Raw genomic sequence first — 24,625 nt, 5'->3', positions numbered from 1 at the left:
TGCCGCCGACTTCACCGCCGCTACGAACGCAAGCCCGAACACTTCCTCGCCTTCACCGCCATCGCAGCGACCCTCATATGTCACCGCCGACTCACCAACTGAAATGACGTCTAAGGCGGGTGTCGGCGACAGCCATCCTCTGCCTTACCTCAGGAGCCCAAGGCGCTGTCCGGGCATCAGCGCGTGCGCGCCGAGGCCTCCTGGCTCGGCGCGTCCAGCGCTTGGGGCCGTAGCGACACGCCAAAAGTAGACGGCTGCCTGGAGAAGCCCGGGGGCCTTGACAGGCGCACGGGTCTTGGCCCGTGGCTCCATCTGTTGACAGGTAGCAGGTAGGCCCCGTGAGGGCCGCAGCACCCGCACCCCCAGACCGGGTCGTGCTCGGATGGTTGTTTGTGGACCGGGGGCCGGGCTGACTCACTGCACCGTGAGCGAGCTCTACTTGTTGCGTCGGCCAAGTCTCAAGGTGCCTCTGAACCGGCATCGCACCCTACGACGCACCACCCCCAACCACCCCCGCCACCCACCCCAGTTGACGCCGCACCTGCACCGCATCCCCACCCTCATGCCCGTTGAACGGATAGGAATGGATCTCCTTCACAGGGCCTGACCCCGCCCCCGCCCCCGCCAACTCCCCATAGACATTGAACGCCCCATACACCCCACTAGGCGGACACACCACATCCCGCAACCCCACCCCAAAATGGGCGGCAGCCGAGGCCCGGCGGGCGAAGGAGGTGCCCTCCATGTGCGACAGCGTGCGATAGGCCTCGCGTTCGGCGCCCCGATGGACGGACAGATACGCGGCGATCTCCCCGTACGGCCCCGCGTCCGTGAGGTCCAGCGCCCGTCGGATCCCGCACAGCAGGGGCGCCGTGACCAGCAACGCCGCCAGGTCGGGGACGAGCCCCGCGACTGCCAACGCCACCCCGCCTCCCTGGCTGTTGCCGGCCGCGACGATCCGCGCGGCGTCTACGCCGGGCAGCACCCGGACCGTCGAGACCGCCCGCACCGCGTCGGTGATCAGGCGCCGGTAGTGATAGTCCTCGGGGGCGAGCAGCCCGCGCACGGCAGGCCCGGGCCCGCCCGGTGCCGCGGCGTGCGGATCCGGGGTGTCGCCACCGCAGCCGTACTGGTCGCCCTGGCCGCGGTTGTCCATGAGCAGATGCGCGTACCCCGCGTTGACCCACGTCAGACGCTCGTGCGGAAGCCCGCGCCCGCGCCCGTACCCGGCGAACTCGACCACGGCGGGCAGGGGTTCGTCGACTCCGGCGGGGCGGCTGAACCACGCCCGCACCGGGTCGCCCGCGAAGCCCCGGAACGTCACGTCCCAGGTCCGTGTCAGCCGGAGGCCCGTCTCCACCGGCCGCATAGACACCAGCGGATCCGTCTGCCCGGCCTCCTTCAGCGTGCTCAGCCAGAACGCGTCGAAGTCGGCGGGCTCCGCCAAGTCCGGGCGGTGGCGCTCCAGTTCCGTCAGCGGCAGGTCGAACGCGGGCACAGCGGCACCTCGCAGGAGTCGGTGGTCATCCAGAAACTTGCGACGGACCAAGGGCGGCAGATGTCCGGGGTCTACCCAGGTTCGACGCGACTCCAACGCGGCACAGACGTCCCGCCCGACTGCCGCAGCACCCATTGACAGCGCTTTCTGCTGCCCTTAGGTTGCCGCGAAGTTACCGGTAAGAGCTCGAAAGTTTCGGTTCCGCGTCCCTTGCCCACGGGAGGCCCGAGCAATGAGCACGTCCACCACGTCGGCCCCGCCGGGCACCCAGGACCCGCCTCCGGCACGGGCCGCACCCCGACGCGGCACCCGGGTTTCCGCCCGGACCGGCTGGCGGCGGGCGCTGCGCCGTGACTGGCAGTTGTACTCGCTGGCGATCCTGCCGCTGCTGTTCTTCCTGGTCTTCCGCTATCTGCCGATGATCGGCAACGTGATCGCCTTCCGCCGCTTCGAGCCCGGAGGGTCGATCTTCGGCGAGGAGTGGGTGGGGCTGCGCTATGTGGAGATGTTCCTCAGCGACCCCACCTTCTGGCAGGTGTTCCGGAACACGCTGTGGATGGGCGGGCTCACGCTGCTGTTCTGCTTCCCGGTCCCGATCGTGCTGGCGCTGCTGCTCAACGAGGTGCGCCGGCGCTCCCTGAAGCGGTTCGTGCAGTCGGTGTCGTACCTTCCGCACTTCCTGTCGATCGTGATCGTCGCGGGCATCACGATGCAGATGCTCGCCAGTGACGGCCCCGTCAACCACGTCCTCGGCTGGCTCGGGCACGAACCGGTCCGCTTCATCCAGGAACCCGAGTGGTTCCGCACCATCTACGTCGGCTCGGAGATCTGGCAGACCGCCGGCTGGGGCACGATCCTCTACCTCGCCGCGCTCACCACGATCGACGAGGACCTGTACGAGGCGGCGCGCATCGACGGTGCCAACCGCTGGCAGCAGATCTGGCACGTCACCCTGCCCGGCATCCGGCCCACCATGGTCACGCTGCTGATCCTCAACATCGGCACGTTCATGGTGGTCGGCTTCGAGAAGGTGCTGCTGCTGTACAACCCGCTGACGTATCCGACGGCCGACGTGATCTCGACGTATGTCTACCGGGCCGGCGTGGAGTCCAACAGCTTCAGTTACGCCGCCGCCATCGGGCTGTTCGAGGCGATCATCGGCCTGGTCCTCATCACCTCCGCCAACCAGCTCTCGCGTCGGACAGTGGGGACGAGCCTGTGGTGAAGCCGAGTCGTTCCTACCGGGTCTTCCAGGGTGTCAACGGAGTGGTCCTCACCCTGGTCGTGCTGGTGACGCTGTATCCCTTCACCAACATCCTCGCGCGGTCCTTCAGCGGGGAGCGGCAGATCCGGGCCGGTGAGGTGACCCTGCTGCCCAAGGGGTTCAACCTCACCACGTACAAGATCGTGTTCCGGGACGAGATGTTCTGGCGGAACTACGGGAACACCGTGCTGTACACGGTCGTCGCGACGGCCGTGGCCATGGTGCTGACGACGTGTTACGCCTATGTGCTGTCGAAGAAGAACCTCAAGGGCCGGGGCGTGCTCGTCGGTGTCGCCGTGTTCACGATGTTCTTCACCGGCGGTCTGATCCCGAACTACATCCTGGTCACCAGCCTCGGCCTGAAGAACAGTGTCTGGGCGATCGCCCTGCCGAACGCGATCAGCGTCTTCAACCTGCTGGTGATGAAGGCCTTCTTCGAGAATCTGCCGACCGAGCTGGAGGAGGCCGCGCAGATCGACGGCCTGAGCACGTACGGCATCCTGCTCAGGATCGTCCTGCCGCTGTCCAAGGCGGTCGTCGCGACGATGGTGCTCTTCTACTCGGTGTCCTTCTGGAACTCCTGGTTCAGCGCGTTCCTCTATATGGACCGGACCGATCTGATGCCGGTCACGGTCTACCTCCGCAACCTGATCCAGGGCGCCACGGGCGGCGGCAACGCGGGCGCGGGCACCGAGCAGCTCAGCCAGGTCGCCGCGAACATCCAGTCGGTGACCATCGTCCTCACCGCCCTGCCGATCCTCTGCGTGTACCCGTTCGTCCAGCGCTACTTCGTCTCGGGCGTGATGCTCGGCGCGGTCAAGGGCTGACCGCCGCACCTCTCCTCGACTGACCGACGGAACAAGGGGATTCCCGTGAACAACGCAGGACAGCTCTCGCGGCGCCAGATACTCGCCGCCGCCGGTTTCATAGGCCTTGCCACGGTCACCGGCTGCGGCAGCGGCGAGGACGGGGGCGACTCCAAGGACCTGTCCAAGAAGCAGAACGGCGCGATGAAGAACTACCGGGCCGGGCAGCAGTTCAAGGCGGCCAAGCCGCTGTCCTTCTCGATGCTGCACAACAACAACCCCGTCTACCCGATGAAGGACGGCTGGCTGTTCTGGAAGGAGCTCACCAAGCGCACCGGGGTCACCCTCAAGCCGGTCGACGTCCCGCTGGCCGACTACGAGAAGAAGCGCAGCGTCCTCATCGGGGCCGGGGACGCCCCGTTCCTGATCCCGAAGACGTACCACCCCTCGGAGGTCGCCTTCGTCTCCTCGGGCGCGATCCTCGCGGTCAGCGAGTACGTGAAGCTGATGCCCAACTTCCGTGACAAGGTGCGCAAGTGGAAGCTGGAGCCCGAACTTGACTCCATCCGCCAGTCCGACGGCAAGTACTACCTGCTGCCCGGCCTGCACGAGAAGGCCAAGTCGGGCTACTCGCTGTCCTTCCGCACGGACGTCCTCGACAAGCACGGGCTGACCCTGCCCACCAGCTGGGACGAGGTGTACGACGTCCTCAAGGCGCTCAAGGAGGAGTACCCCGGCAAGTACCCCTTCTCCGACCGCTGGAGCACCAACACCCCGTTCCCGTGCGGAGCGCTATTCATGTATCTCGGCCAGGCGTTCGGTGTCAAAGCCGGTTGGACGTACGACAACATCAGCTTCGACCACAAGGCCGGGAAGTACGTCTTCACCGGCGCCCAGGACTCCTACCGTCAGATGGTCGAGTACCTGCGCAAGCTTGTCGCCGAGAAGCTCATGGACCCCGAGAGCTTCAGCCAGACCGACGACCAGGCCGAGCAGAAGCTCCTCGCCGAGAAGTGCTTCGCGATGAGCGCCAATCCCCAGGTGCTTGTGCAGAACTACCGCTACAACCTGGAGAAGCAGGTCAAGGGCGCGAAGATCGAGATGGTGCCGGTGCCCCTCGGGCCCGCCGGTCCCGTGGTGCTGGGCGGCAGTCGTCTGGAGAACGGCGTCATGGTCTCCAGCAAGGCCCTCAAGAGCGACAGCTTCGTCGCGATGATGCAGTTCCTCGACTGGCTCTGGTACTCGGACGAGGGCCAGAAGTTCTGCAAGTGGGGCGTCGAGGGCGTCACCTACACCGGCTCCGGCGGCGGCTACGAGCTGAAGCCCGGCATCTCCCTCATGGGCTCCGACCCGGACGCTCCGAAGGACCTCCAGAAGGACTACGGCTTCTTCAACGGCGTCTTCACCTACGGCGGCAGCTGGGACCTGGTCTCCTCCTCGTTCAGCCCGGACGAGAAGAAGTTCCAGGACGCCATGGCGCAGCGCGAGCAACTGCCCATCGACCCGGCCCACCCGCTCCAGTCCTTCGAGCAGGAACAGGCGACCCTCTGGGACACCCCCCTCAAGGACACCGTCATCCAGAACACCCTCCAGTTCGTCCTCGGCAAGCGCCCGCTGTCCCAGTGGGACGCCTACCTCTCCGAGCTGAAGTCGAAGAACATGCAGCAGCTCGTCGACCTGCACAACAAGGCGTACGAGCGGTTCAGGAAGGAGAACGGGTGATCCTCCGCGTCCCCGATGAGCCGAGCGGCGCCTGCCCGGCCGGGAGGTGACGGCATGAGCACCGTCCGCACCTCCGACTTCGGCACCGGCGCCCTCTCCCGTGCCTCCGCCCTGATCCACACCGTCCTGACCGTCGAGGCGCTGCTGCTCCTCACCGCCTCACCGGGCCTGGCAGGCCTGCTCCTGCTCGGCCCCGACCCGGCCAACCTCCCGCTCGCGGCCCTGTGCCTGCTGCCCCTCGGACCGGCCCTGTCCGCCGCGCTCTACGCCCTCCACCACCGCAGCCGCGACCTCACCGCACTGCACCCGGCCCGCGCCTACCTGCGCGGCTTGCGGCTCAACGCCGTACCGGCCCTGAAGCTGTGGACGCCCCTGCTGGCCTGGCTGACGGTCATCGCCTTCACCCTCACCCACTTCTCCGCCACCGGCCTGCCCGGCTGGTGGGCGCTGCTGCTCGCGGCGATCGGAGCGGGCGCCCTCCTCTGGGGCGCGCACGCCCTCGTCCTCACCTCGCTCTTCGCCTTCCGCGCCCGGGACACCGCCCGCCTCGCCGGGTACTTCCTGCTCCGGCACGGCCGCGCCACCCTCGCCGCCGCCTCCCTGCTGATCCTGACGGCCGCGCTGACCGCCCTGCTGACCGAGGCCCTGCCCGCCCTGCTGGCCGCCCCGCTGCTGCTGTCCCTGCTGCACGGCAGCCGCACGGTGATCACCGAGACCCAGGAGGAGTTCACGGCATGACCGCGCCCCGCACCCCGAAGATCCCGTACGGCGGCGACTACAACCCCGAGCAGTGGCCCGAGGACGTCCAGGACGACGACCACCGCCTGTTCACCCGGGCCGGCATCGACACGCTCACCGTCGGCGTCTTCACCTGGTCCCTCACCCAACCGGCCCCGGACAGCTACGACTTCACGGTCCTGGACCGCATCCTGGACCGGGCCGCCGCCGAGGGCCGGCAGATCTGTCTGGCCACCGGCACCGCCGCCCTCCCGCCCTGGCTCGCCAAGCGGCACCCGGAGGTCAACCGCACCGACTTCGAGGGCCGCCGCCACCGCTACGGCCAGCGCCACAACTTCTGCCCCAGCTCACCGGCGTACCGCGAGCACGCCACCTCGATGGCCGCCCGCCTCGCCGAACGGTACGCGCACCACCCGGCCCTGCTCGCCTGGCACATCAACAACGAGTACGGCGGGGTCTGTTACTGCGACCTGTGCGCCGAGGCGTTCCGGGAGTGGCTCCGCGACCGGCACGGCACCCTCGACGCCCTCAACGACGCCTGGTGGACCACCTTCTGGTCGCACCGCTACACCGACTGGGACGAGATCGAGCCGCCCAACGCCCTCACCGAGCACTGGCGCGGCCCCGACCACACCGCGTTCCAGGGCATCACCCTCGACTACTTCCGCTTCACCACCGACGCCCTCCTCGGCTGCTTCCTCGCCGAGAAGGAGGTGATCCGCGCCCACGACCCCGACACGCCCGTCACCACCAACTTCATGGGCACCTTTCGCCCCCTCGACTACCACCGCTGGGCGCCCCACCTCGACTTCGCGTCCTGGGACAGCTACCCGCCCCTCGACGCCCCGCCGACCCGGCCCGCCCTCGCCCACGACCTGATGCGCGGCCTGAAGGACGGTGCCCCCTTCTGGCTGATGGAGCACACGCCCTCCACCACCGCCTGCCGTGACGTCAACCCGCTGCGGCGTCCCGGTGAGCTCCGCCTCGCCACCTTCCAGGCCCTCGCCCATGGCGCGGACGCCGCCCTCTACTTCCAGATGCGCGCCTCACGCGGTGCCTGCGAGAAGTACCACGGGGCGGTCATCGGCCACGCGGGCCGCGACGACACCCGCGTCTTCCGCGAAGTCTCCGAACTGGGAGCGGAGCTGGAGTCCCTGGGCGGCCGGACACTGGGCGCCCGCACCCCGGCCCGCATCGCCCTCCTCTTCGACTGGGACAGCTGGTGGGCCCTGGAGATCTCAGACGGCCCGTCCCGGCTGGTCAAGTACCCGGACGTGGTCCACGCCTACTACCGGGCGGCCCGCGAGGCCGGCGCCGACGTGGACGTGATCCCGCAGACGGCCGACCTCACGCCCTACGACGTGGTGCTCGCGCCCGCGCTGTACATGATCAAGGGCGACCTGGCGGCCCGCCTCGAAGCCGTGGCCGCACGCGGCGGCACCGTCCTGACCACCTTCCTCTCCGGCCGCGTCGACGAACACGACCGCGCGTTCCTCACCGACGTCCCCGGCCCGCTCGCGCCCCTCATGGGCGTCCGCGTCGACGAATGGGACGCCCGGCCAGCGGAGTTCGTCCAGCCCGTCCCCGAGCTGTCGGCCGAGGCACGGCTCGTCTTCGAGATCGTGCGGCCGCGCGGCGCCGAACCGGTCGCCACCTACGGCACCGACTTCTACGCGGGCACCCCCGCGGTCACCCGCCACCCCTACGGCGACGGCGAGGGCTGGTACGTCGCCACCGCCCTCGACCAGCCGGGCGTCGACGAGATCGTCCGCCGGATCCTGACCCGCCACGACCTGCTCAGCCCCTACGCCGGCCACCCGGCGGTCGAGACGGCCACCCGTGTCACCCCCGACGGCACCCGCCTGCTCTTCCTCCTCAACCACGCCCCCGAGCCCGCCCGTCTCACCGCCCACACCACCGCCACCGACCTGCTCACCGGCAAGCGCGTGGACCAGGGCGAACCCCTGGTCCTCGATCCCCTGGGTGTGGCGATCCTTCAGTGAGTTCGCCTTTCAGTAAATGCGCCGCCCCCGCCCGTCCGGCACCCCGGACTTGCGCAGGAAATAGCTGTTGATCTGGTCGCGCCACTCGCGGGCACTGCGGAGCTGCTCCTCGTACCGCTCCGCCACCCGCGCGTGGCGCACGGGATCCACCAGCCCGGCCAGCGAGGCCCACACCTCCCGGGCCTCCTCGACGTCCGCCACGCCCTCGAAGTGCGTGTCGTAGATGTGCTGGATCACCGTCTTGCCGCTGTGCAGGGTGTGCCCGTACGCCACGTGGTGGAAGAACAGCAACAGCTCGTCGGGGCAGGTGTCCGGCGACTCGTACAGCTCGGCCCACGGCTTGGCGTACTGCCCGGCGTACCCGGTGCCGGTCGCCACGCTGCGGTCCACCCCGATGCCGTCCCGGTCGGCGAAGTGGTAGGTCCCCCAGGGGCTGTACTCGTAGCCGTCCACGTTCGGCCCGTAGTGGTGCCCCGGCTGCACCATGAAGCCCACGCCGAGGGGAGCGGTGTACTTCTCGTACGTCCGCCACGAGCCGTCGAGCACGGCGTGCAGCCCTGCCTCCGGCCCCGGTCCGAAGGTGAGCCCGATCCACTCGTCGAGCACCTCGCCCGGCTCGGCGTCCGGCCGCCAGGCCAGCCGTCCGAAGGTGTAGAGGTTCGCCTGGGCGAGGGGATGCCCGGTCCAGAACGGGTCGTCGCCGGCGTTGGACACGGCGATCAGCCCGCCCCGCGCCAACTCGCCGACAGAAGAACCCTGTTCGGCCGGGAAGCGCAGCACCTCGCTCCACATCGGACCCAGCCAGCACACATGCCGTTGCTGCCCGGTGTACTCCTGGGTGATCTGCAGCTCCACCGCCAGCCGGGTGCCGGGCATCGCCCCGATCAGCGGTGAGACCGGCTCGCGCACCTGGAAGTCGACCGGCCCGTGCTTGACCTGGAGCACGGCGTTGTCGGCGAACGCCCCGTCCAGCGGCACGAAGTGGTCGTAAGCGGCCCGGGCCCGGTCCGTCCGCCGGTCCCGCCAGTCCTGGCAGTGGTCGTAGACGAACGCCCTCCAGTGCACCGTGCCGCCGTACGGCTCCAGCGCGGCCGCCAGCAGGTTCGCCCCGTCGGCGTGGCTGCGGCCGTACGCGAACGGCCCCGGCTGGCCCTCCGAGTCGGCCTTCACCACGTACCCGCCGAAGTCGGGGATCGCCTCGTACACCGCCCCCGTGGCCTCGGCCCACCAGCCGCGCACGGCCTCGTCCAGCGGGTCGGCCGTGGGCAGCCCGCCGAGCACCACCGGCGCGGCGAAGGACACGGACAGGTGGGTGCGGATCCCGTAGGGCCGCAGCGCATCGGCGATCGCGGCGACCTCGCCGATCCGGTCGGTCAGCAGACGTGCCTCGGTCTCGTGCACATTGACGTTGTTGACGGCGACGGCGTTGATCCCGCAGGCCGCCAGCAGCCTGCCGTACGCCCGCATCCGCTCCAGGTCCCCGCGCGCTCGCCCGTCCTCCCAGAACAGCGAGCCGCCCGCGTACCCGCGCTCCACCTGGCCCATCACCGGGTGCACGGCGACGTTGTCCCAGTGGTCGAGCATGCGCAGGGCGAGGGCGGGGCGATGGGTCTCCCGCGCCCGCTCGGCGGTGAACACCGCTTCCCCGAGCCGTACGACGTGGAAGAGGCCGTAGAGCAGCCCGCGTCCGCCGACGGCTGTGACGGTCGTCGTACCGGCCTCCCGGGCGACCGTGAAGTCCTCGTCACCGAGGTCATGCACGCCGAGGTCGAGGACCAGGTCGTACGCGCCGCCCTCCTGCTCGGCGTCGCGCACGACCCGGCCCCCGAACCGCCGGCAGGCCTGAGCCACCTCCCCGTGCACCGTCTCCACCAGCGGGCCCGACCCACGGATCAGCGTCCGCCGGCCGCCGATCGCCCGGAAGGCCGCGGGCGGCAGCCAGGCCGGGTCGACACCCTCGGGCAGGACGGGCACGGGAAGCGGCATGAGACCCCCAACTCGATTGCTCAGGAGAGCAGTTCGACCTCCGCCAGGGTGCCCTCGCCGTCGAGGACCAGGCGGTATTTCTCGTACGTACCCGGTGACCTCACCGTGAACGCGCGGGTCTGCCTGTCCCAGGCGAAGGACTCGTCGGAGCGCCGGTCCAGCGTCCGCCAGGTCTCACCGTCCAAGGAGCCCTGGAGCGTCCAGCCGGTCGGCGCCTTCGCCCGGTCCGACGACGACGTCAAGGTGTACTGGACCGCCTCGGCGCCCTCCGGGACCGGCAGATCCACGGACGTCACCGCCGTGTCCGTCGCCGACGTGTCGTCGAACAGGGCGCCCTCGCCCTTCAGTACGTCCGCGCGGGGTGTCGGCACCTGGTCGTCCCGGGTGATCGACACGGGTGCGGCGTGCTTGCCCGTGCCCCAGGACGACGGCCGCGGGCCCATCTCGAACTCCAGGACACCGCCCCTGGCGACCACGGAGTGGGGGAGCGAGGTGCTCGTCCAGGTCCGGCCGTTGACCTTCAGCCCCTGCACGTACACGTTCCGCGCGCTGTTCCGCGGCGCCTTCACCACCAGCTCGCGCCCGTTCTCCAGATGCACGGTCGCCTTCCTGAACAGCGGTGAGCCGATCGCGTACTCGCCGCTGCCCATCACCAGCGGGTAGAAGCCGAGTGCGGAGAACAGGTACCAGGCCGACTGCTCGCCGTTGTCCTCGTCGCCGTGGTAGCCCTGGCCGATCTCACTGCCCGTGTACAGGCGCGACAGCACCTCGCGGACGTTCTTCTGCGCCTTCCAGGGCTGCCCGGCCGCGTCGTACATGTAGATCGCGTGGTGGGCGACCTGGTTGGAGTGCCCGTACATGCCCATCCGCACGTCCCGCGCCTCGGTCATCTCGTGGATGACACCGCCGTAGGAGCCGACGAACTCCGGGGAGGCCGTCTCCGGCGTGGAGAAGTAGTCGTCGAGCTTGTCGGCGAGCCCCTTCCTGCCGCCGTACAGATTCGCCAGACCCCGGCTGTCCTGTGGGGCGGTAAATGCGTATCCGTACCCATTTGTCTCGGTGTAGTCGTGGCCCCAGACCCGCGGGTCGTACTTCGAGGACTCGACCCGCCAGTCGCCCTTGGCGTCCTTGCCCTGGAAGAAGCCGGCCTTCGCGTCGAAGAGGTTCACATAGTCCTGGGCGCGGTTCCGGAAGTACTCCGACTCCTCCTTGTAGCGCCGCTCGCCGGTCTCCTCGTACAGCTTTCGGCCCATGCGGGAGATGCCGTAGTCGTTGAGATAGCCCTCCAGCGCCCACGAGAGGCCCTCGTGCGTCTCGGTGCTGGTGTAGCCGAGGAAGGGGGAGGTGGTCATGCCCTTGCGGCCGACGCCCGGGTTCGGGGGGACGACCGTCGCGTTCTTCACGGCCGCGTCGTACGCCGCCTTCGCGTCGAAGTCGACGCCCTTGACGTACGCGTCCGCGAACGCCACGTCCGAGGACGTGCCCGTCATGAGGTCCGCGTAGCCGGGGGAGGACCAGCGCGAGGTCCAGCCGCCGTCCTTGTACTGCTGCACGAACCCGTCGACCAGCTCGCCCGCCCTGCTCGGCGTGAGGAAGGAGTAGGCCGGCCAGGTCGTGCGGTAGGTGTCCCAGAAGCCGTTGTTGACGTACACCTTCCCGTCGACGATCTTCGCGCCGGTGTGGGTCGGGGTGTCCGGGTTCGGCATGGGGGAGAAGGGCGAGGCGTACTGGTGCTTCCCGCCGACCTTCTCGAACCCGGAGTTCGGGTACAGGTACAGCCGGTAGAGGCTGGAGTACAGCGTCGTCAGCTGGTCCGGTGTCGCGCCCTCGACCTCCACCTTGCCGAGCAGCCGGTCCCACTGCCGCTGGGCACTCTTCTTCACGGCCTCGAAGGACGTGCCGTCCGGGATCTCCTGGCGGAGGTTGTCCTTCGCCTGGTCGACGCTGATCAGCGAGGTCGCCAGGCGCAGGGTGACGGTCCGGTCGTCGGCCTTGAAGCGCAGGTGGCCCTTCACGCCGGACGACGAGCCCTCGGTCACCGGCTTGTCGAACGTGCCGTAGACGAACAGCCGGGTCGCCCCCGTCGACAGCCCGGACTTCACGTCCGAGTAGCCGGTGACGATCCCGTTCTCCTTGTCGAGGGTCAGGCCCGCCTGGTCGGTGACGTTGTCGAAGAGGACGCTTGCCTCGTCGCCGGGGTAGGTGAAGCGCAGGGCCGCCGCGTGGTCGGTCGGCGCCATCTCGGCCTTCAGGCCGTTCTCGAACCGCACCCCGTAGTAGTAGGGCCGGGCGGTCTCGTTCTCGTGCCGGAAGGCCAGCTCCCGTGCCTCCCGGCCGAGGTCAGGGGTGCCGGTGGCGAGGGACGGCATCACCTGGAAGGTCTGCCGGTCGCCCATCCAGGGGCTCGGCTCGTGGCTCGCGCTGAACGCCTGGATCGTCGGCAGGTTGTCGGAGTTGTTGGATCGCGCGTAGTCGTACAACCAGCTCAGCGAGCCCGCGTTGGTCACCGGCGTCCAGAAGTTGAAGCCGTGCGGCACCGCCGTCGCCGGGAAGTTGTTGCCCCGCGAGAAGCCGCCGCTGGAGTTGGTGCCGCGGGTCGTCACCGCGTAGTCCGACAGATGCGCCTTCGGGCGCTCGGGGGCGACGGAGTCGAGGGTCACGTCGTCGAGCCAGCCCCGGAACTTCGCCGGGCCCTTCGGGGAGTCGTACGCCACCAGGATCCGGTCCACGGTCTTCCCGGCCGCCACCGACCCGATCCGCGAGGCCACGTCGTTCCACTGGTTGACGTAGAGGATCTTCGCCTCGCCCTGCCCCCGCGGCGTCAGCGGGAAGCCGTGCTGGTCGGTGGCGCGCAGCTCGCTCAGCTGGGTGCCGTCGGTGAAGGCGAGGTCGACGGAGACGTGCGTCGCGTCGTAGTCGAGGTCGCCGTCCGCCATCGACGGGAAGATCCGGTAGGCCAGCTCCGTGTTCCGGCCGACGGCCACGTTCACGTCGAAGACCTTGTTGTACGAGTGGGCCTGGCCCTCGGCGGTGTGCCGGCCGGCGTAGCGCAGGGCCCGTTTCCCGGTGAACCCGGCGCCCGCCTTGGCGGTGGGGGAGCCGCTCGGGCCGCGGTCGACGAGGGAGAGCATGTCCTGCGGGACGGGCCCCTCGCCGCCGCCCGTGGACAGCTGGAGGTCGGCGAGCTGGAGGATGCCGCCGCCGTTGTTGCCGGTGATGTCGAGCCGGAAGTGCCGGTACTCGGCGGGCTCCGCGATGTCGTACGTCTTCGTCTGGAACCGCTCGGAGAAGGACTCGCCGGAGCGGGTGTCGAGGGTCTTCCAGCCCTTGCCGTCGGCGGAGCCCTTCAGGGTCCAGTCCTTCGGGTCGCGCTCGTCGTGGTCGTTGGCCGACGTCAGTGCGTAACGCACCAGTTTGACTGGTTTGTCCAGGTCGAACTCGGCCCAGCCGGTGGGCTCGAAGGTGAGCCACTTGGTGCTCGGCTCGCCGTCGACGAGGTTCTCCTTCACCTCACCCCCGCCCGTGTTCTCGCCGCCGGCCCGGACGTCGGTGACATGGTCGGTCACATTGCCCGGTATGCCGCTGCTGTAGCCGCCGTCGACACCCGAGGCACGCTTGCTGCCGTCGGGCGCGGTGTCGACGGTGTTCAACCAGTCCGGAACCGGGTCGTCCGGCTCGAAAGAGGAAGCGAACCTCCGGTCGGGGGTCTCGGGGGCTTGGGGCAGTGCGACCGCAACGCCCTGTGAGCTCAGGGCCAAAGTGAAGGCGGTCGCCGACACGACCGCCGAACCCCATCTGTGCCGAGCTTTCCGCTGCATCAACGGGTACCCTCCCTGCGCAGTGGACAACGTTGTCAGCTTCGATGCGCAAGGACCAGTAGTTGCCCAAGTGTCAGGCAGTGTCAAGGGTGTTGGTTGTGGCATCCGGGGGTGACGGCCAGGATATTTCCGCCGAGGAGCACACGGACCGCTCGGCTTTCCGTGAGGTCTCAACTCGGATAAGACCCGCGGCCAACCTTGTGTTCGATCTTGATCCGCTGGCGGGAAGTGGACTATACCTGTCGGGCGCTTCACACCATCCGCACGTCATCACCCGCACTTCCTGCACGACCCAGCGTGACCCGATCGCGGTGCCGGGGAGGATCCGGTTCACCGCCTGAGTCCTGGAGAAGGCGAGGACTTGAGCATGGGATCCACTTCCGCCGAGAACCACGGCACCGAGGGTGTCGGCCGCCGTGATCTGATCAAGAGGTCCGCCGCGCTCGGGCTGATCTCCGTACCGACGATGAGCTTCCTGTCCGCCTGCGCCAGCAGCGGCGGCGACGACAGCGGGGACAAGGCCAAGGCCGGCAAGAAGACCGCGAAGAACCCGCTCGGTGTCAATGACACCGCGGGCATGGAATTCGTCCTGTTCGACGGCGGCTTCGGCAAGGAGTACGCCGAGGACGCGGTGAAGATCTACGAGAAGAACTTCCCCAAGGTGCAGGTGAAGTTCTCCGCCACGCAGAAGATCCAGTCCACGCTCCAGCCCCGCTTCAACCAGGGCACCCCGCCGGACCTCATCGACAACTCCGGCGCCGAGCAGATGGACATGGGCGTCCTGGTCGGCAAGGACCAGCTCACCGACCTCACCCCGCTGCTGGACGCGCCCTCCTACGACGACCCGGGCAAGAAGGTGCGCGACACGCTGCGCCCCGGCATCGTCGAGATGGGCCAGTTCGACGGCGAGAAGGTCTGGATCTTCTACTACGCCTACACGGTCTACGGCGTCTGGTACTCGCAGAAGGCCCTGGACTCGCTCGACGAGCAGTACCCCGAGACCTGGGACCAGATGCTCGCGGTCTGCGCGAAGGCCAAGAAGAAGGGCATGGCGGGCTGGACGTACGCGGGCAAGTACCCGTACTACCTCCCCTTCTCGCTCTACCCGATGATCGGCAAGGTCGGCGGCGTCGAGGTCCTGGACGCCATCGACAACCTGGAGCCCAACGCCTGGAAGCACCCGGCTGTCAAGGCCTGCTTCGAGGCCTACTACGAGCTCTTCAAGAAGGGCTACGTCCTCAAGGGCACCCCCGGTCTGGACCACATCCAGTCGCAGACCGCCTGGGCCCAGGGCAAGGCGCTGTTCATCCCGAACGGCTCCTGGGTGGAGAACGAGTCCGCCAACGTCATCCCGAAGGACTTCGCCCTCTCCGTCTCGGCGCCCACCGGAATCGACTCCTCCGACAAGCTGCCCTTCGGCACCATCTGGGCCTCCGGAGGCGAGCCCTTCATCGTCCCGTCCAAGGCGAAGAACGCCGAGGGCGGCATGGAGCAGCTGCGCATCATGCTCAGCGAGGCGTCCTCGAAGAACTTCACGAGCAAGGTGAAGTCGCTGACCGCCTACAACGGCGGCACCGACGGCATCGCCCTCACCCCGGGCCTGAAGTCGGGCGTCGCGGCCCTGGAGAAGGCCGGCGACAACGTGGTGAATCCCCGTCTCCAGGACTGGTACGTGCAGTTGCAGAAGGAGAAGATCGGCGTGTCCGGTCTGGGCGAGATGATGGCCGGCCGCCTCACCCCGGCCGAGGCCATCAAGAAGATCCAGGGCTTCGCCGACGAGGCCGCCAAGGACGACTCCATCAAGCACTACAAGCACCAGTAACGGCACCGGAAACTCATTTCCGCAACGGCACCGGAGTGGCGATGCAGCACGGCAAGTACCGGTTCATCGTGGGCTTCCTCGCGTTGCCCCTCGGCCTGTACGCGCTTTTCGTGGTCTGGCCGTTCATCCAGTCCATCTACTACTCGTTCACGGACTGGACCGGCCTGAGCCCCGAATTCAAGATGGTCGGCTTCGACAACTACAGCCGGCTGCTCGACGACGAGATCTTCTGGAAGTCGTTGCAGCACAGTCTGCTGTTCGCGCTTCTGCTGCCGGTCGTGACGATCAGCCTGGCGCTGTTCTTCGCCTTCATGATCAATGTGGGCGGCAGAAAACGGAGAAACGGACCGGTGGTCACCGGCGTCCGGGGCTCCTCGTTCTACAAGATCGTCTATTTCTTTCCGCAGGTGCTGTCCATCGCCATCGTCGCGCTGCTGTTCGCGTTCGCGTACAACCCGGACAGCGGTGCGATCAACTCGATCCTGCGCGGGATCGGTCTCGACGACGTCCAGCCGCTGTGGCTGGGCGACCCCGACCTCGCGCTGTGGGCCGTGATGGCGGTGCTCGTCTGGTCCACGGTCGGCTTCTTCGTGGTGCTCTTCTCCGCCGGGATGGCCTCCATCCCGGCGGAGATGTACGAGGCGGCCCTGCTGGACGGGGCGGGCCGCGCCACGACCTTCTTCCGCGTCACCCTGCCGCTGCTGTGGGACACCGTGCAGTCCGGCTGGGTCTACATGGGCATCCTCGCCCTGGGCGCCGAGTCCTTCGCGGTCGTGCAGATCATGACGACCGGGCCGGGCGGTCCCGACTACTCGACCACCGTCATGGTCCTGTACGTGTACCAGAAGGCGTTCCGTGACGGGCAGGCCGCCTACGCCACCACCATCGGTGTCGCCCTGCTCGTCGTCACGCTGGCCTTCGCCGCCGTGGTGATGCGGCTGGGCCGTCGCGAGCGGCTGGAGTACTGATCAATGAAGACGACCGAAACCCCCGCTCCTCTCCCGGCCGAGTCCGGCGCGCCCGTCACCAAGGAGGACGTCCCGCCGGGCCCGCCGCGGAAGGCGAGGAAGGAAGGCACGGTCCTCAACGTCTTCTCCCACGGCGTCCTCGTCATCTGGGCCTTCATGGTGGTGATGCCGCTGCTGTGGGCGGTGATGACGTCCTTCAAGGACGACCGGTCCATCTTCTCCTCGCCCTGGTCGCTGCCGGACACGCTGCACTTCGACAACTGGTCGCGGGCGTGGACCGAGGCCAACATGAGCGACTACTTCCTCAACACCGTGCTGGTGGTGGGTGGTTCGCTCGTCGGAACCCTGGTGCTCGGGTCGATGGCGGCCTACGTCCTGGCCCGCTTCGAATTCCCGGGCAACCGCTTCATCTACTTCCTGTTCATCGGCGGCATGAGCTTCCCGATCATGCTCGCGCTGGTCCCGCTCTTCTACGTCGTGAACAACATGGGCCTGCTGAACACCATCCACGGGCTGATCCTGGTCTACATCGCCTACTCGCTGCCCTTCACGGTGTTCTTCCTGACGGCGTTCTTCCGGACCCTGCCGACGTCCATCGCGGAGGCGGCCTTCGTCGACGGCGCCTCCCACAGCCGTACGTTCTTCCAGATCATGCTGCCCATGGCCAAGCCGGGCCTGGTCAGCGTCGGCATCTTCAACTTCCTGGGCCAGTGGAACCAGTACATGCTTCCCACGGTCCTCAACACGGACCCGGACAAGCGCGTCCTCACCCAGGGCCTCGTGCAGCTGGCGGTCAGCCAGGGCTACAAGGGCGACTGGTCGGGTCTCTTCGCGGGCCTGGTGATGGCGATGCTGCCGGTGCTCGCCGCGTACATCGTCTTCCAGCGGCAGGTGGTGCAGGGGCTGACGGCCGGCGCCCTCAAATAACCCTGCGCGTTCGCTCGCGTACACGCCGCTCCCGTTTGCGGGGGCGGCGTGCAGGCGTGTGTCCATGGACCCGGAAACGGTTCAACCTCTTGACGGGAGGCGACCCGAACAGCTCAGCTTAGAGTTCACTAGTTGGACATGGACGGGGTCTCATCGAAGCGGCCCCGCGCGCAGGAGGTCGTCGTGGAGACTCCGGGGTCGCAGTCGTCGCTGCACCGAGCCAACCTGGAGCGGGTCGTACGGGCCGTGCGTCTGGCGGGCTCCCTCACCCAGGCCGAGATCGCGCGGACGACGGGCCTGTCCGCGGCGACGGTCTCCAACATCGTCCGGGAGTTGAAGGACGGCGGCACCGTCGAGGTCACGCCCACCTCCGCGGGCGGGCGCCGGGCCCGCAGCGTCTCGCTCAGCGGGGACGCCGGGATCGTCATAGGAGTCGACTTCGGGCACACCCACCTGCGCGTCGCGGTGGGGAACCTCGCCCACCAGGTGCTCGCCGAGGAGTCCGAGCCGCTGGACGTGGACGCCTCCTCGACGCAGGGCTTCGACCGGGCGGAACAACTGGTCAGCCGGCTGATCGAGGCCACCGGGGTCGACCGGTCCAAGATCGCCGGGGTCGGTCTCGGCGTGCCCGGGCCCATCGACGTCGAGTCGGGGACCCTCGGCTCGACCGCCATCCTGCCCGGCTGGACCGGCACCAAGCCCGCCGAGGAACTGCGGGGGCGGCTCGGCGTGCCGGTGCACGTGGACAACGACGCCAACCTCGGGGCCCTCGGCGAGATGGTCTGGGGCAGTGGCCGCGGGGTGCGCGACCTGGCGTACATCAAGGTCGCCAGCGGTGTCGGCGCCGGTCTGGTGATCGAGGGGAAGATCTACCGCGGTCCCGGCGGTACGGCCGGGGAGATCGGACATATCACTCTCGACGAGTCCGGCCCGGTCTGCCGCTGCGGAAACCGCGGCTGCCTGGAGACCTTCGCGGCCGCGCGCTACGTGCTCCCGCTCCTGCAGTCCAGTCACGGAACCGACCTGACGATGGAAGGCGTCGTGAGGCTCGCACGGGACGGGGACCCGGGCTGCCGTCGGGTGGTCGCCGACGTCGGCCGCCACATCGGCAGCGGCGTGGCCAACCTCTGCAATCTGCTGAACCCGAGCCGCGTGGTCCTCGGCGGTGATCTCGCCGAGGCCGGTGAGCTGGTGCTCGGGCCCATCCGGGAGTCCGTGGGACGGTACGCGATCCCCAGTGCCGCCCGGCAGTTGTCCGTGCTCCCGGGCGCCCTCGGCGGCCGTGCGGAGGTCCTCGGAGCGCTCGCTCTCGCCCTCAGCGAGATGGGTGATTCGACGCTTTTGGACGGAACTGCCCCTGGGGTCCTGCAGGCTGCCGCGCCCGCCTTCACTTAGAGAACGGATGGCACCGTTGCCATCTCGTTAAGGATTTACTTCTTGACGTCGCACGTGTGGCCGAGTTGACTTCCAGCCACCTCGGCCGCAATGTCGCGGCCTCGTCAGGGAGGTTTCTGAAGTGAACACGCGTATGCGTCGCGCCGCTGTTGCGATCGCCGCCGGTGCGATGGCCGTTTCGCTTGCTGCCTGTGGCAGCGCCAAGGAGTCCGGCGACAACGCCGATTCCAGTGGGTCCGGGTCCACGAAGAAGGGCGACGACATCAAGGTCGCCCTGCTCCTTCCGGAGAACGCGACCGCCCGCTACGAGAAGTTCGACCGGGTGCTCATCGAGAAGAAGGTCAAGGAACTCACCAGCGACAAGGGCGAGGTCGTCTACGCCAACGCCAACCAGGACGCGGCCAAGCAGAACCAGCAGGTCGACACGATGATCTCCAACAAGGTCGACGTGCTGATCGTGGACGCGGTGGACTCCAAGGCCATCGCCGGCTCGGTGAAGAAGGCCAAGGACGCCGGCATCCCCGTCGTCGCCTACGACCGCCTGGCCGAGGGCCCGATCGACGCCTACACCTCGTTCGACAACGTCACCGTCGGCAAGACCCAGGGCGAGGCCCTGCTGAAGGCCCTGGGCTCCAAGGCCAAGGACGGCCAGATCGTCATGATGAACGGGTCGGCCACCGACCCCAACGCCGCCCTGTTCAAGGAGGGCGCGCACTCCGTCCTCGACGGCAAGGTGAAGGTCGGCCGCGAGTACGACACCAAGGAGTGGAAGCCGGAGAACGCCAACTCCAACATGGAGGGCGCCATCTCCGCCCTCGGCAAGGACAAGATCGTCGGCGTCTACTCCGCCAACGACGGCATGGCGGGCGGCATCATCACGGCCCTGAAGGCCGCCGGCATCGCCGACGTCCCGGTCACCGGCCAGGACGCCGAACTCGCGGGCGTGCAGCGCATCGTGACCGGTGAGCAGTACATGAGCGTCTACAAGCCCTACCCGCAGGAGGCCGACGTCGCCGCGGAGATGGCCGTCGCGCTCGCCCAGGGCAAGTCGCTCGACTCCATCGCCAAGGACAAGGTCGACAGCCCGACCACCAAGGCCGTCCCCTCCGTCCTCGTCCCGGTCGTCTCGCTGACGAAGGACAACATCAAGGACACCGTCATCAAGGACGGCATCTACACCGTGAGCGAGATCTGCACCGGCAAGTACAAGGCCGCGTGCGACAAGATCGGCCTCCAGTAGTCCACCCCGAGTTCCTCCGGCGCCCCGCACACCAGCCCCGCAAGCTACGCGGGGCGCCGGAGTGATCACTCCTCCCACACTTTCTGCACAACCTCCCGCCGGTCAGGCGGCGAAGGAGATGGTTCACGTGTCCGCTACGCCCGTGCTGGCGTTGCGCGGGGTCTCCAAGCGGTTCGGTGCCGTACAGGCGCTCACCGACGTAGAGCTTGAGGTCCACGCCGGTGAGGTGGTCGCCCTGGTGGGCGACAACGGCGCCGGAAAGTCCACGCTGGTCAAGACGATCGCCGGCGTGCACCCCATCGATGAGGGCGTCATCGAATGGGACGGCAGGTCCGTCCAGATCAACAAGCCGCACGACGCCCAGAACCTGGGCATCGCGACCGTCTACCAGGACCTCGCGCTGTGCGACAACATCGACGTCGTCGGCAACCTCTACCTGGGCCGGGAGATCCGCAAGCGCGGCGTCCTGGACGAGGTGGAGATGGAGCGCCGCTCCCGCGAGCTCCTCCACACGCTGTCGATCCGCATCCCCAGCGTGCGCATCCCGATCGCCTCGCTCTCCGGCGGCCAGCGCCAGACCGTGGCCATCGCCCGGTCCATGCTCGGCGAGCCGAAGCTGGTCATCCTCGACGAGCCCACCGCCGCCCTCGGCGTCGAGCAGACCGCCCAGGTCCTCGACCTCGTCGAGCGGCTGCGCGAGCGCGGCCACGCCGTCATCCTCATCAGCCACAACATGGCCGACGTCAAGGCCGTCGCCGACAAGGTCGCCGTGCTGCGCCTCGGGCGCAACAACGGCATCTTCGAGGTCAAGTCGACCTCGCAGGAAGAGATCATCTCCGCCATCACCGGCGCCACCGACAACGCCGTGACCCGCCGTGCGGCGCGCACGAACGGGGAGGTTTCCAAGTGAGCATCGACAAGACCTCCGAGGCTCCGGGAGCCCCCGAAGACCACGTCGTGGCGAACCCCGAGGCGGCCAAGGCCGCCGTCACGGTCGTCGACCCCCGGCTGCTGGTGCGCGAGCAGGGATTCGCGGGCTACGTCACCGAGTTCAAGCGGAAGATGAAGTCCGGTGACCTGGGTTCCATCCCGGTGGTCGTCGGCCTGGCCATCATCTGGATCATCTTCCAGAGCCTGAACTCCAACTTCCTCACCGCGGGCAACCTGTCCGACATGTCCGTCGCCATGGTCGGCACCGGCATGATCGCCGTCGGCATCGTGTTCGTGCTGCTGCTCGGCGAGATCGACCTGTCGGTCGGCTCGGTCAGCGGTGTGGCGGGCGCGAGCTTCGCCGTGCTCAACGTCACCAACGGCATGAACGAATGGCTGGCCTTCGCGCTGGCCATCGTCACCGGCACGGTCGCCGGCGCGCTGCACGGCTTCTTCTTCGCGAAGATCGGCGTCCCCGCGTTCGCCGTCACGCTGGCCGGCCTGCTGTTCTGGAACGGCTTCATGCTCCAGATCCTGGGCGACAACGGCACGATCAACCTCGACCCGGACGGGGTCGTGGCCCAGCTGACCAGCTACTACTTCTCCGACGTGGCCGCCGCCTACGGTCTCGCCGCGGTGGTGACCGCCGGGTACTTCCTCAGCTCCTTCCTCGGCAACCGGCGGCGCGAGGCCGCCGGCGTGCCCTCGCAGCCGCTGAGCGAGACGGTGGTGCGGACGGCACTGCTCGCGGTCCTCGCCTTCGCCGTCGCGATCGTCTTCAACCAGTACAAGGGCCTGCCGCTGGCCGTGGTGATCTTCATCGTGGTGCTCCTGGTCACGGACTTCGTGCTGCGCCGCACGGCGTACGGGCGGAAGGTGTTCGCGCTCGGCGGCAGCGTCGAGGCGTCGCGCCGGGCCGGCATCAACGTGGAGCTGGTCCGGATCTCGGTGTTCGCGATCTCCGGGACGTTCGCCGCGGTGGGCGGCCTGTTCATCGCGTCGAAGATCGCCGCGGCGAACCAGGGCGCGGGCGGCGGTGACCTGCTGATGAACGCGATCGCCGCCGCGGTGATCGGCGGTACGTCGCTGTTCGGCGGTCGCGGGCGGACGTGGAACGCGCTGCTCGGCGTGCTGGTGATCGTCTCGATCCAGTACGGGCTCGCCCTGGAGGGCATCGCCTCTCCGGTGCAGTACATGATCACCGGTGGTGTGCTCTTGGCCACGGTCGTGATCGACGCGGTGACACGCAGGACGCAGAAGACCGCGGGCCGCGCGTAACACCGACGGCCCCCCTGTGCCCGGCATCGAGAGGTGCCGGGCACAGTTGTGTCGTAGGTGTGGCACAACTTGGGTACAGCCGAAAGCGTGATGTATGCCCCAAGGCCTCGGCGCAGTCCCCAGGAGCGGAACATTAGACTCGACACGCCCGGCAACAGCTCGATCAGCTCTACTGCAAGGAGGCACGGGTGCCGCTGCTGACCCGTATCAGGGGACCGCGCGATCTGGACCGGCTCAACCTGGAGGAGCTGAACCAGCTGGCGGAGGAGATTCGGAGCTTCCTCGTCGAAGCGGTCTCCAAGACCGGCGGTCACCTCGGCCCCAATCTCGGCGTGGTGGAGCTCACCATCGCCCTGCACCGGGTCTTCGACTCGCCCAGGGACAAGGTCCTCTGGGACACCGGCCACCAGTCCTACGTCCACAAGCTGCTCACCGGCCGTCAGGACTTCTCCAAGCTCAAGATGAAGGGCGGCCTGTCCGGCTACCCCTCGCAGGCCGAGTCCGAGCACGACGTCATCGAGAACTCGCACGCCTCGACCGTCCTCGGCTGGGCCGACGGCATCGCCAAGGCCAACCAGATCATGGACCGCGGCGACCACGTGGTCGCCGTGATCGGTGACGGCGCCCTGACCGGCGGCATGGCCTGGGAGGCGCTGAACAACATCGCCGACGCCAGGGACCGCCCACTCGTCATCGTCGTCAACGACAACGAGCGGTCCTACGCGCCGACCATCGGCGGCCTCGCCAACCACCTCGCGACACTGCGGACGACGGACGGCTACGAGCGCTTCCTCGCCCGCACCAAGGAGGTCCTGGAGCGCACCCCCGTCGTCGGCCAGGCGCTCTACGACACCCTGCACGGCGCCAAGAAGGGCCTGAAGGACTTCATCGCCCCGCAGGGCATGTTCGAGGACCTCGGCCTGAAATACGTCGGCCCGATCGACGGCCACGACCTCGATGCCCTGGAGTCCGCGCTCGCCAAGGCCAAGCGGTTCGGCGGCCCGGTCATCGTGCACTGCCTCACCGAGAAGGGCCGCGGCTACCAGCCCGCCCTCCAGGACGAGGCCGACCGCTTCCACGCCGTCGGCAAGATCCACCCCGACACCGGCCTGCCGATCAAGAGCTCCGGCGCCGACTGGACCTCCGTCTTCGGCGACGAGATGGTCGAACTCGGCAAGGAGCGCGAGGACGTCGTCGCCATCACGGCCGCGATGCTCCAGCCGGTGGGCCTGGAGAAGTTCGCCAAGCGCTTCCCCGACCGGGTCTACGACGTCGGCATCGCCGAGCAGCACGGCGCCGTGTCGGCGGCCGGCCTGGCGACGGGCGGAGTGCACCCCGTGTTCGCGGTGTACGCCACCTTCCTCAACCGCGCCTTCGACCAGGTGCTGATGGATGTGGCCCTGCACAAGTGCGGTGTCACCTTCGTGCTGGACCGGGCCGGTGTCACCGGCACCGACGGGGCCTCCCACAACGGCATGTGGGACATGTCGATCCTCCAGGTCGTGCCCGGGCTGCGGCTCGCCGCGCCGCGTGACGCCGACCAGGTCCGCGCGCAGCTGCGCGAGGCCGTCGCGGTCGACGACGCGCCGACCGTGGTCCGCTTCTCCAAGGGCGCCGTCGGCCCCGCCGTGCCCGCCGTCGGCCGCGTGGGCGGCATGGACGTGCTGCGCGAGCCCGGCACGGACCGGCCGGACGTGCTGCTGGTCTCCGTCGGCGCCCTCGCCCCGATGTGCCTGGAGATCGCCGCGCTCCTCGACAAGCAGGGCATCTCCGCCACCGTCGTCGACCCGCGCTGGGTCAAGCCCGTCGACGAGGCCATGGCCCCGCTCGCCGAGCGGCACCGCGTGGTCGTCACCGTCGAGGACAACAGCCGGGTCGGGGGTGTGGGATCGGCGATCGCGCAGGCCCTGCGCGACGCGGGAGTGGATGTGCCGCTGCGTGACTTCGGCATCCCGCCGCGCTTCCTCGACCACGCCACGCGTGCCGAGATCCTCGCCGAGATCGGCCTCACCGCGCCGGACATCGCCCGGCAGGTGACCGGGCTGGTCGCCAAGCTGGACGGGCGGTACGAGGGCGGTGCCGTGGAGTCCGTGGAGTCCGTGCGCGACTGACACGGCCGAACGGGTTCGGATGGGCCGGTTTCCCCACCATGAGGGTGGTGCAACCGGCCCATTGGCGTGAATGCGCCCATGCCGGGGCATACGGATGGTGCCACCTCTCGATCATGTCG

The 24,625-nt window shown here is 68.6% G+C and carries 16 protein-coding genes and 1 pseudogene; 14 read left to right on the top strand and 3 right to left on the bottom strand.

Annotated elements, in window-relative coordinates:
* Positions 1-102, top strand: a pseudogene (locus tag ACZ6I3_RS36145) (IS5/IS1182 family transposase); the annotation flags it as partial.
* A 385-nt stretch (positions 103-487) separates the two neighbouring features.
* Here the strand turns inward: ACZ6I3_RS36145 and ACZ6I3_RS36140 are convergent.
* A complete protein-coding gene (locus ACZ6I3_RS36140) occupies positions 488-1,498 on the bottom strand; it encodes an acetylxylan esterase (RefSeq protein WP_469420514.1) in 1,011 nt (336 codons plus the stop codon).
* A 232-nt stretch (positions 1,499-1,730) separates the two neighbouring features.
* Here ACZ6I3_RS36140 and ACZ6I3_RS36135 point away from each other — a divergent pair, with 232 nt between their 5' ends.
* The 5 genes from ACZ6I3_RS36135 to ACZ6I3_RS36115 are packed head-to-tail and all read left to right on the top strand — an operon-like array spanning position 1,731 to position 8,031.
* Positions 1,731-2,723, top strand: coding sequence for an ABC transporter permease (locus ACZ6I3_RS36135; protein WP_469420513.1), 993 nt, complete (start codon positions 1,731-1,733; stop codon positions 2,721-2,723).
* Positions 2,717-3,589, top strand: a complete 873-nt coding sequence (locus ACZ6I3_RS36130; protein ID WP_469420512.1) for a carbohydrate ABC transporter permease — start codon at positions 2,717-2,719, stop codon at positions 3,587-3,589. Before ACZ6I3_RS36135 ends, ACZ6I3_RS36130 begins: the two co-directional genes overlap by 7 nt.
* A gap of 45 nt (positions 3,590-3,634) precedes the next feature.
* Positions 3,635-5,290, top strand: coding sequence for an ABC transporter substrate-binding protein (locus tag ACZ6I3_RS36125; protein WP_469420510.1), 1,656 nt, complete (start codon positions 3,635-3,637; stop codon positions 5,288-5,290).
* A gap of 54 nt (positions 5,291-5,344) precedes the next feature.
* Complete coding sequence (locus tag ACZ6I3_RS36120; protein ID WP_469420509.1) at positions 5,345-6,028, top strand: hypothetical protein; 684 nt, start codon at positions 5,345-5,347, stop codon at positions 6,026-6,028.
* Positions 6,025-8,031, top strand: coding sequence for a beta-galactosidase (locus ACZ6I3_RS36115; RefSeq protein WP_469420507.1), 2,007 nt, complete (start codon positions 6,025-6,027; stop codon positions 8,029-8,031). Before ACZ6I3_RS36120 ends, ACZ6I3_RS36115 begins: the two co-directional genes overlap by 4 nt.
* Before the next feature lie 9 nt (positions 8,032-8,040).
* Here ACZ6I3_RS36115 and ACZ6I3_RS36110 read toward each other — a convergent pair whose 3' ends face one another.
* Positions 8,041-10,017 (bottom strand): alpha-glucuronidase, encoded by a 1,977-nt coding sequence (locus tag ACZ6I3_RS36110; RefSeq protein ID WP_469420505.1) that lies wholly within the window; start codon positions 10,015-10,017, stop codon positions 8,041-8,043.
* Positions 10,018-10,037: 20 nt separating this feature from the next.
* A complete protein-coding gene (locus ACZ6I3_RS36105; protein WP_469420504.1) occupies positions 10,038-13,835 on the bottom strand; it encodes a GH92 family glycosyl hydrolase in 3,798 nt (1,265 codons plus the stop codon).
* 367 nt (positions 13,836-14,202) lie between these two features.
* Here ACZ6I3_RS36105 and ngcE point away from each other — a divergent pair, with 367 nt between their 5' ends.
* The 8 genes from ngcE (at position 14,203) to dxs (ending at position 24,506) form a co-directional block, all read left to right on the top strand.
* Positions 14,203-15,657 carry an N-acetylglucosamine/diacetylchitobiose ABC transporter substrate-binding protein gene (ngcE, locus tag ACZ6I3_RS36100; RefSeq protein WP_469420502.1) on the top strand — a complete coding sequence of 485 codons (1,455 nt, stop codon included), beginning with the start codon at positions 14,203-14,205 and terminating at the stop codon, positions 15,655-15,657.
* Positions 15,658-15,698: 41 nt separating this feature from the next.
* Positions 15,699-16,625 carry a carbohydrate ABC transporter permease gene (locus ACZ6I3_RS36095; RefSeq protein ID WP_382495966.1) on the top strand — a complete coding sequence of 309 codons (927 nt, stop codon included), beginning with the start codon at positions 15,699-15,701 and terminating at the stop codon, positions 16,623-16,625.
* Positions 16,626-16,628: 3 nt separating this feature from the next.
* Positions 16,629-17,552: a carbohydrate ABC transporter permease gene (locus ACZ6I3_RS36090; protein WP_469420500.1), complete on the top strand. Its 924-nt coding sequence runs from the start codon at positions 16,629-16,631 to the stop codon at positions 17,550-17,552.
* 183 nt (positions 17,553-17,735) lie between these two features.
* Entirely contained in the window at positions 17,736-18,947 is a 1,212-nt protein-coding gene (locus tag ACZ6I3_RS36085; RefSeq protein ID WP_469420520.1) for an ROK family transcriptional regulator, read from the top strand.
* A gap of 133 nt (positions 18,948-19,080) precedes the next feature.
* On the top strand, positions 19,081-20,187 hold the full coding sequence (locus ACZ6I3_RS36080) for an ABC transporter substrate-binding protein (protein ID WP_469420518.1): 1,107 nt from the start codon (positions 19,081-19,083) through the stop codon (positions 20,185-20,187).
* A 118-nt stretch (positions 20,188-20,305) separates the two neighbouring features.
* A complete protein-coding gene (locus ACZ6I3_RS36075; RefSeq protein ID WP_391100768.1) occupies positions 20,306-21,097 on the top strand; it encodes an ATP-binding cassette domain-containing protein in 792 nt (263 codons plus the stop codon).
* Positions 21,094-22,395, top strand: coding sequence for a sugar ABC transporter permease (locus tag ACZ6I3_RS36070; RefSeq protein WP_469420498.1), 1,302 nt, complete (start codon positions 21,094-21,096; stop codon positions 22,393-22,395). Before ACZ6I3_RS36075 ends, ACZ6I3_RS36070 begins: the two co-directional genes overlap by 4 nt.
* Before the next feature lie 188 nt (positions 22,396-22,583).
* On the top strand, positions 22,584-24,506 hold the full coding sequence (gene dxs, locus ACZ6I3_RS36065) for a 1-deoxy-D-xylulose-5-phosphate synthase (RefSeq protein ID WP_469420496.1): 1,923 nt from the start codon (positions 22,584-22,586) through the stop codon (positions 24,504-24,506).
* Positions 24,507-24,625: the final 119 nt, after the last annotated feature.

It is taken from the genome of Streptomyces sp. NPDC041940 (assembly GCF_055589465.1).
Note: the sequence above shows the minus strand (reverse complement) of the source record. Positions and strands in the feature narration are given on the sequence as shown.

Excerpts from the sequence above, each read along its gene's own strand:
- ACZ6I3_RS36135 (WP_469420513.1), top strand. The coding sequence starts at position 1,731 with ATGAGCACGTCCACCACGTCGGCCCCGCCGGGCACCCAGGACCCGCCT.
- ACZ6I3_RS36120 (WP_469420509.1), top strand. The coding sequence starts at position 5,345 with ATGAGCACCGTCCGCACCTCCGACTTCGGCACCGGCGCCCTCTCCCGT.
- ACZ6I3_RS36115 (WP_469420507.1), top strand. The coding sequence starts at position 6,025 with ATGACCGCGCCCCGCACCCCGAAGATCCCGTACGGCGGCGACTACAAC.
- ACZ6I3_RS36110 (WP_469420505.1), bottom strand. The coding sequence starts at position 10,017 with ATGCCGCTTCCCGTGCCCGTCCTGCCCGAGGGTGTCGACCCGGCCTGG.
- ACZ6I3_RS36105 (WP_469420504.1), bottom strand. The coding sequence starts at position 13,835 with ATGCAGCGGAAAGCTCGGCACAGATGGGGTTCGGCGGTCGTGTCGGCG.
- ngcE (WP_469420502.1), top strand. The coding sequence starts at position 14,203 with ATGGGATCCACTTCCGCCGAGAACCACGGCACCGAGGGTGTCGGCCGC.
- ACZ6I3_RS36095 (WP_382495966.1), top strand. The coding sequence starts at position 15,699 with ATGCAGCACGGCAAGTACCGGTTCATCGTGGGCTTCCTCGCGTTGCCC.
- ACZ6I3_RS36090 (WP_469420500.1), top strand. The coding sequence starts at position 16,629 with ATGAAGACGACCGAAACCCCCGCTCCTCTCCCGGCCGAGTCCGGCGCG.
- ACZ6I3_RS36080 (WP_469420518.1), top strand. The coding sequence starts at position 19,081 with ATGCGTCGCGCCGCTGTTGCGATCGCCGCCGGTGCGATGGCCGTTTCG.
- ACZ6I3_RS36075 (WP_391100768.1), top strand. The coding sequence starts at position 20,306 with ATGGTTCACGTGTCCGCTACGCCCGTGCTGGCGTTGCGCGGGGTCTCC.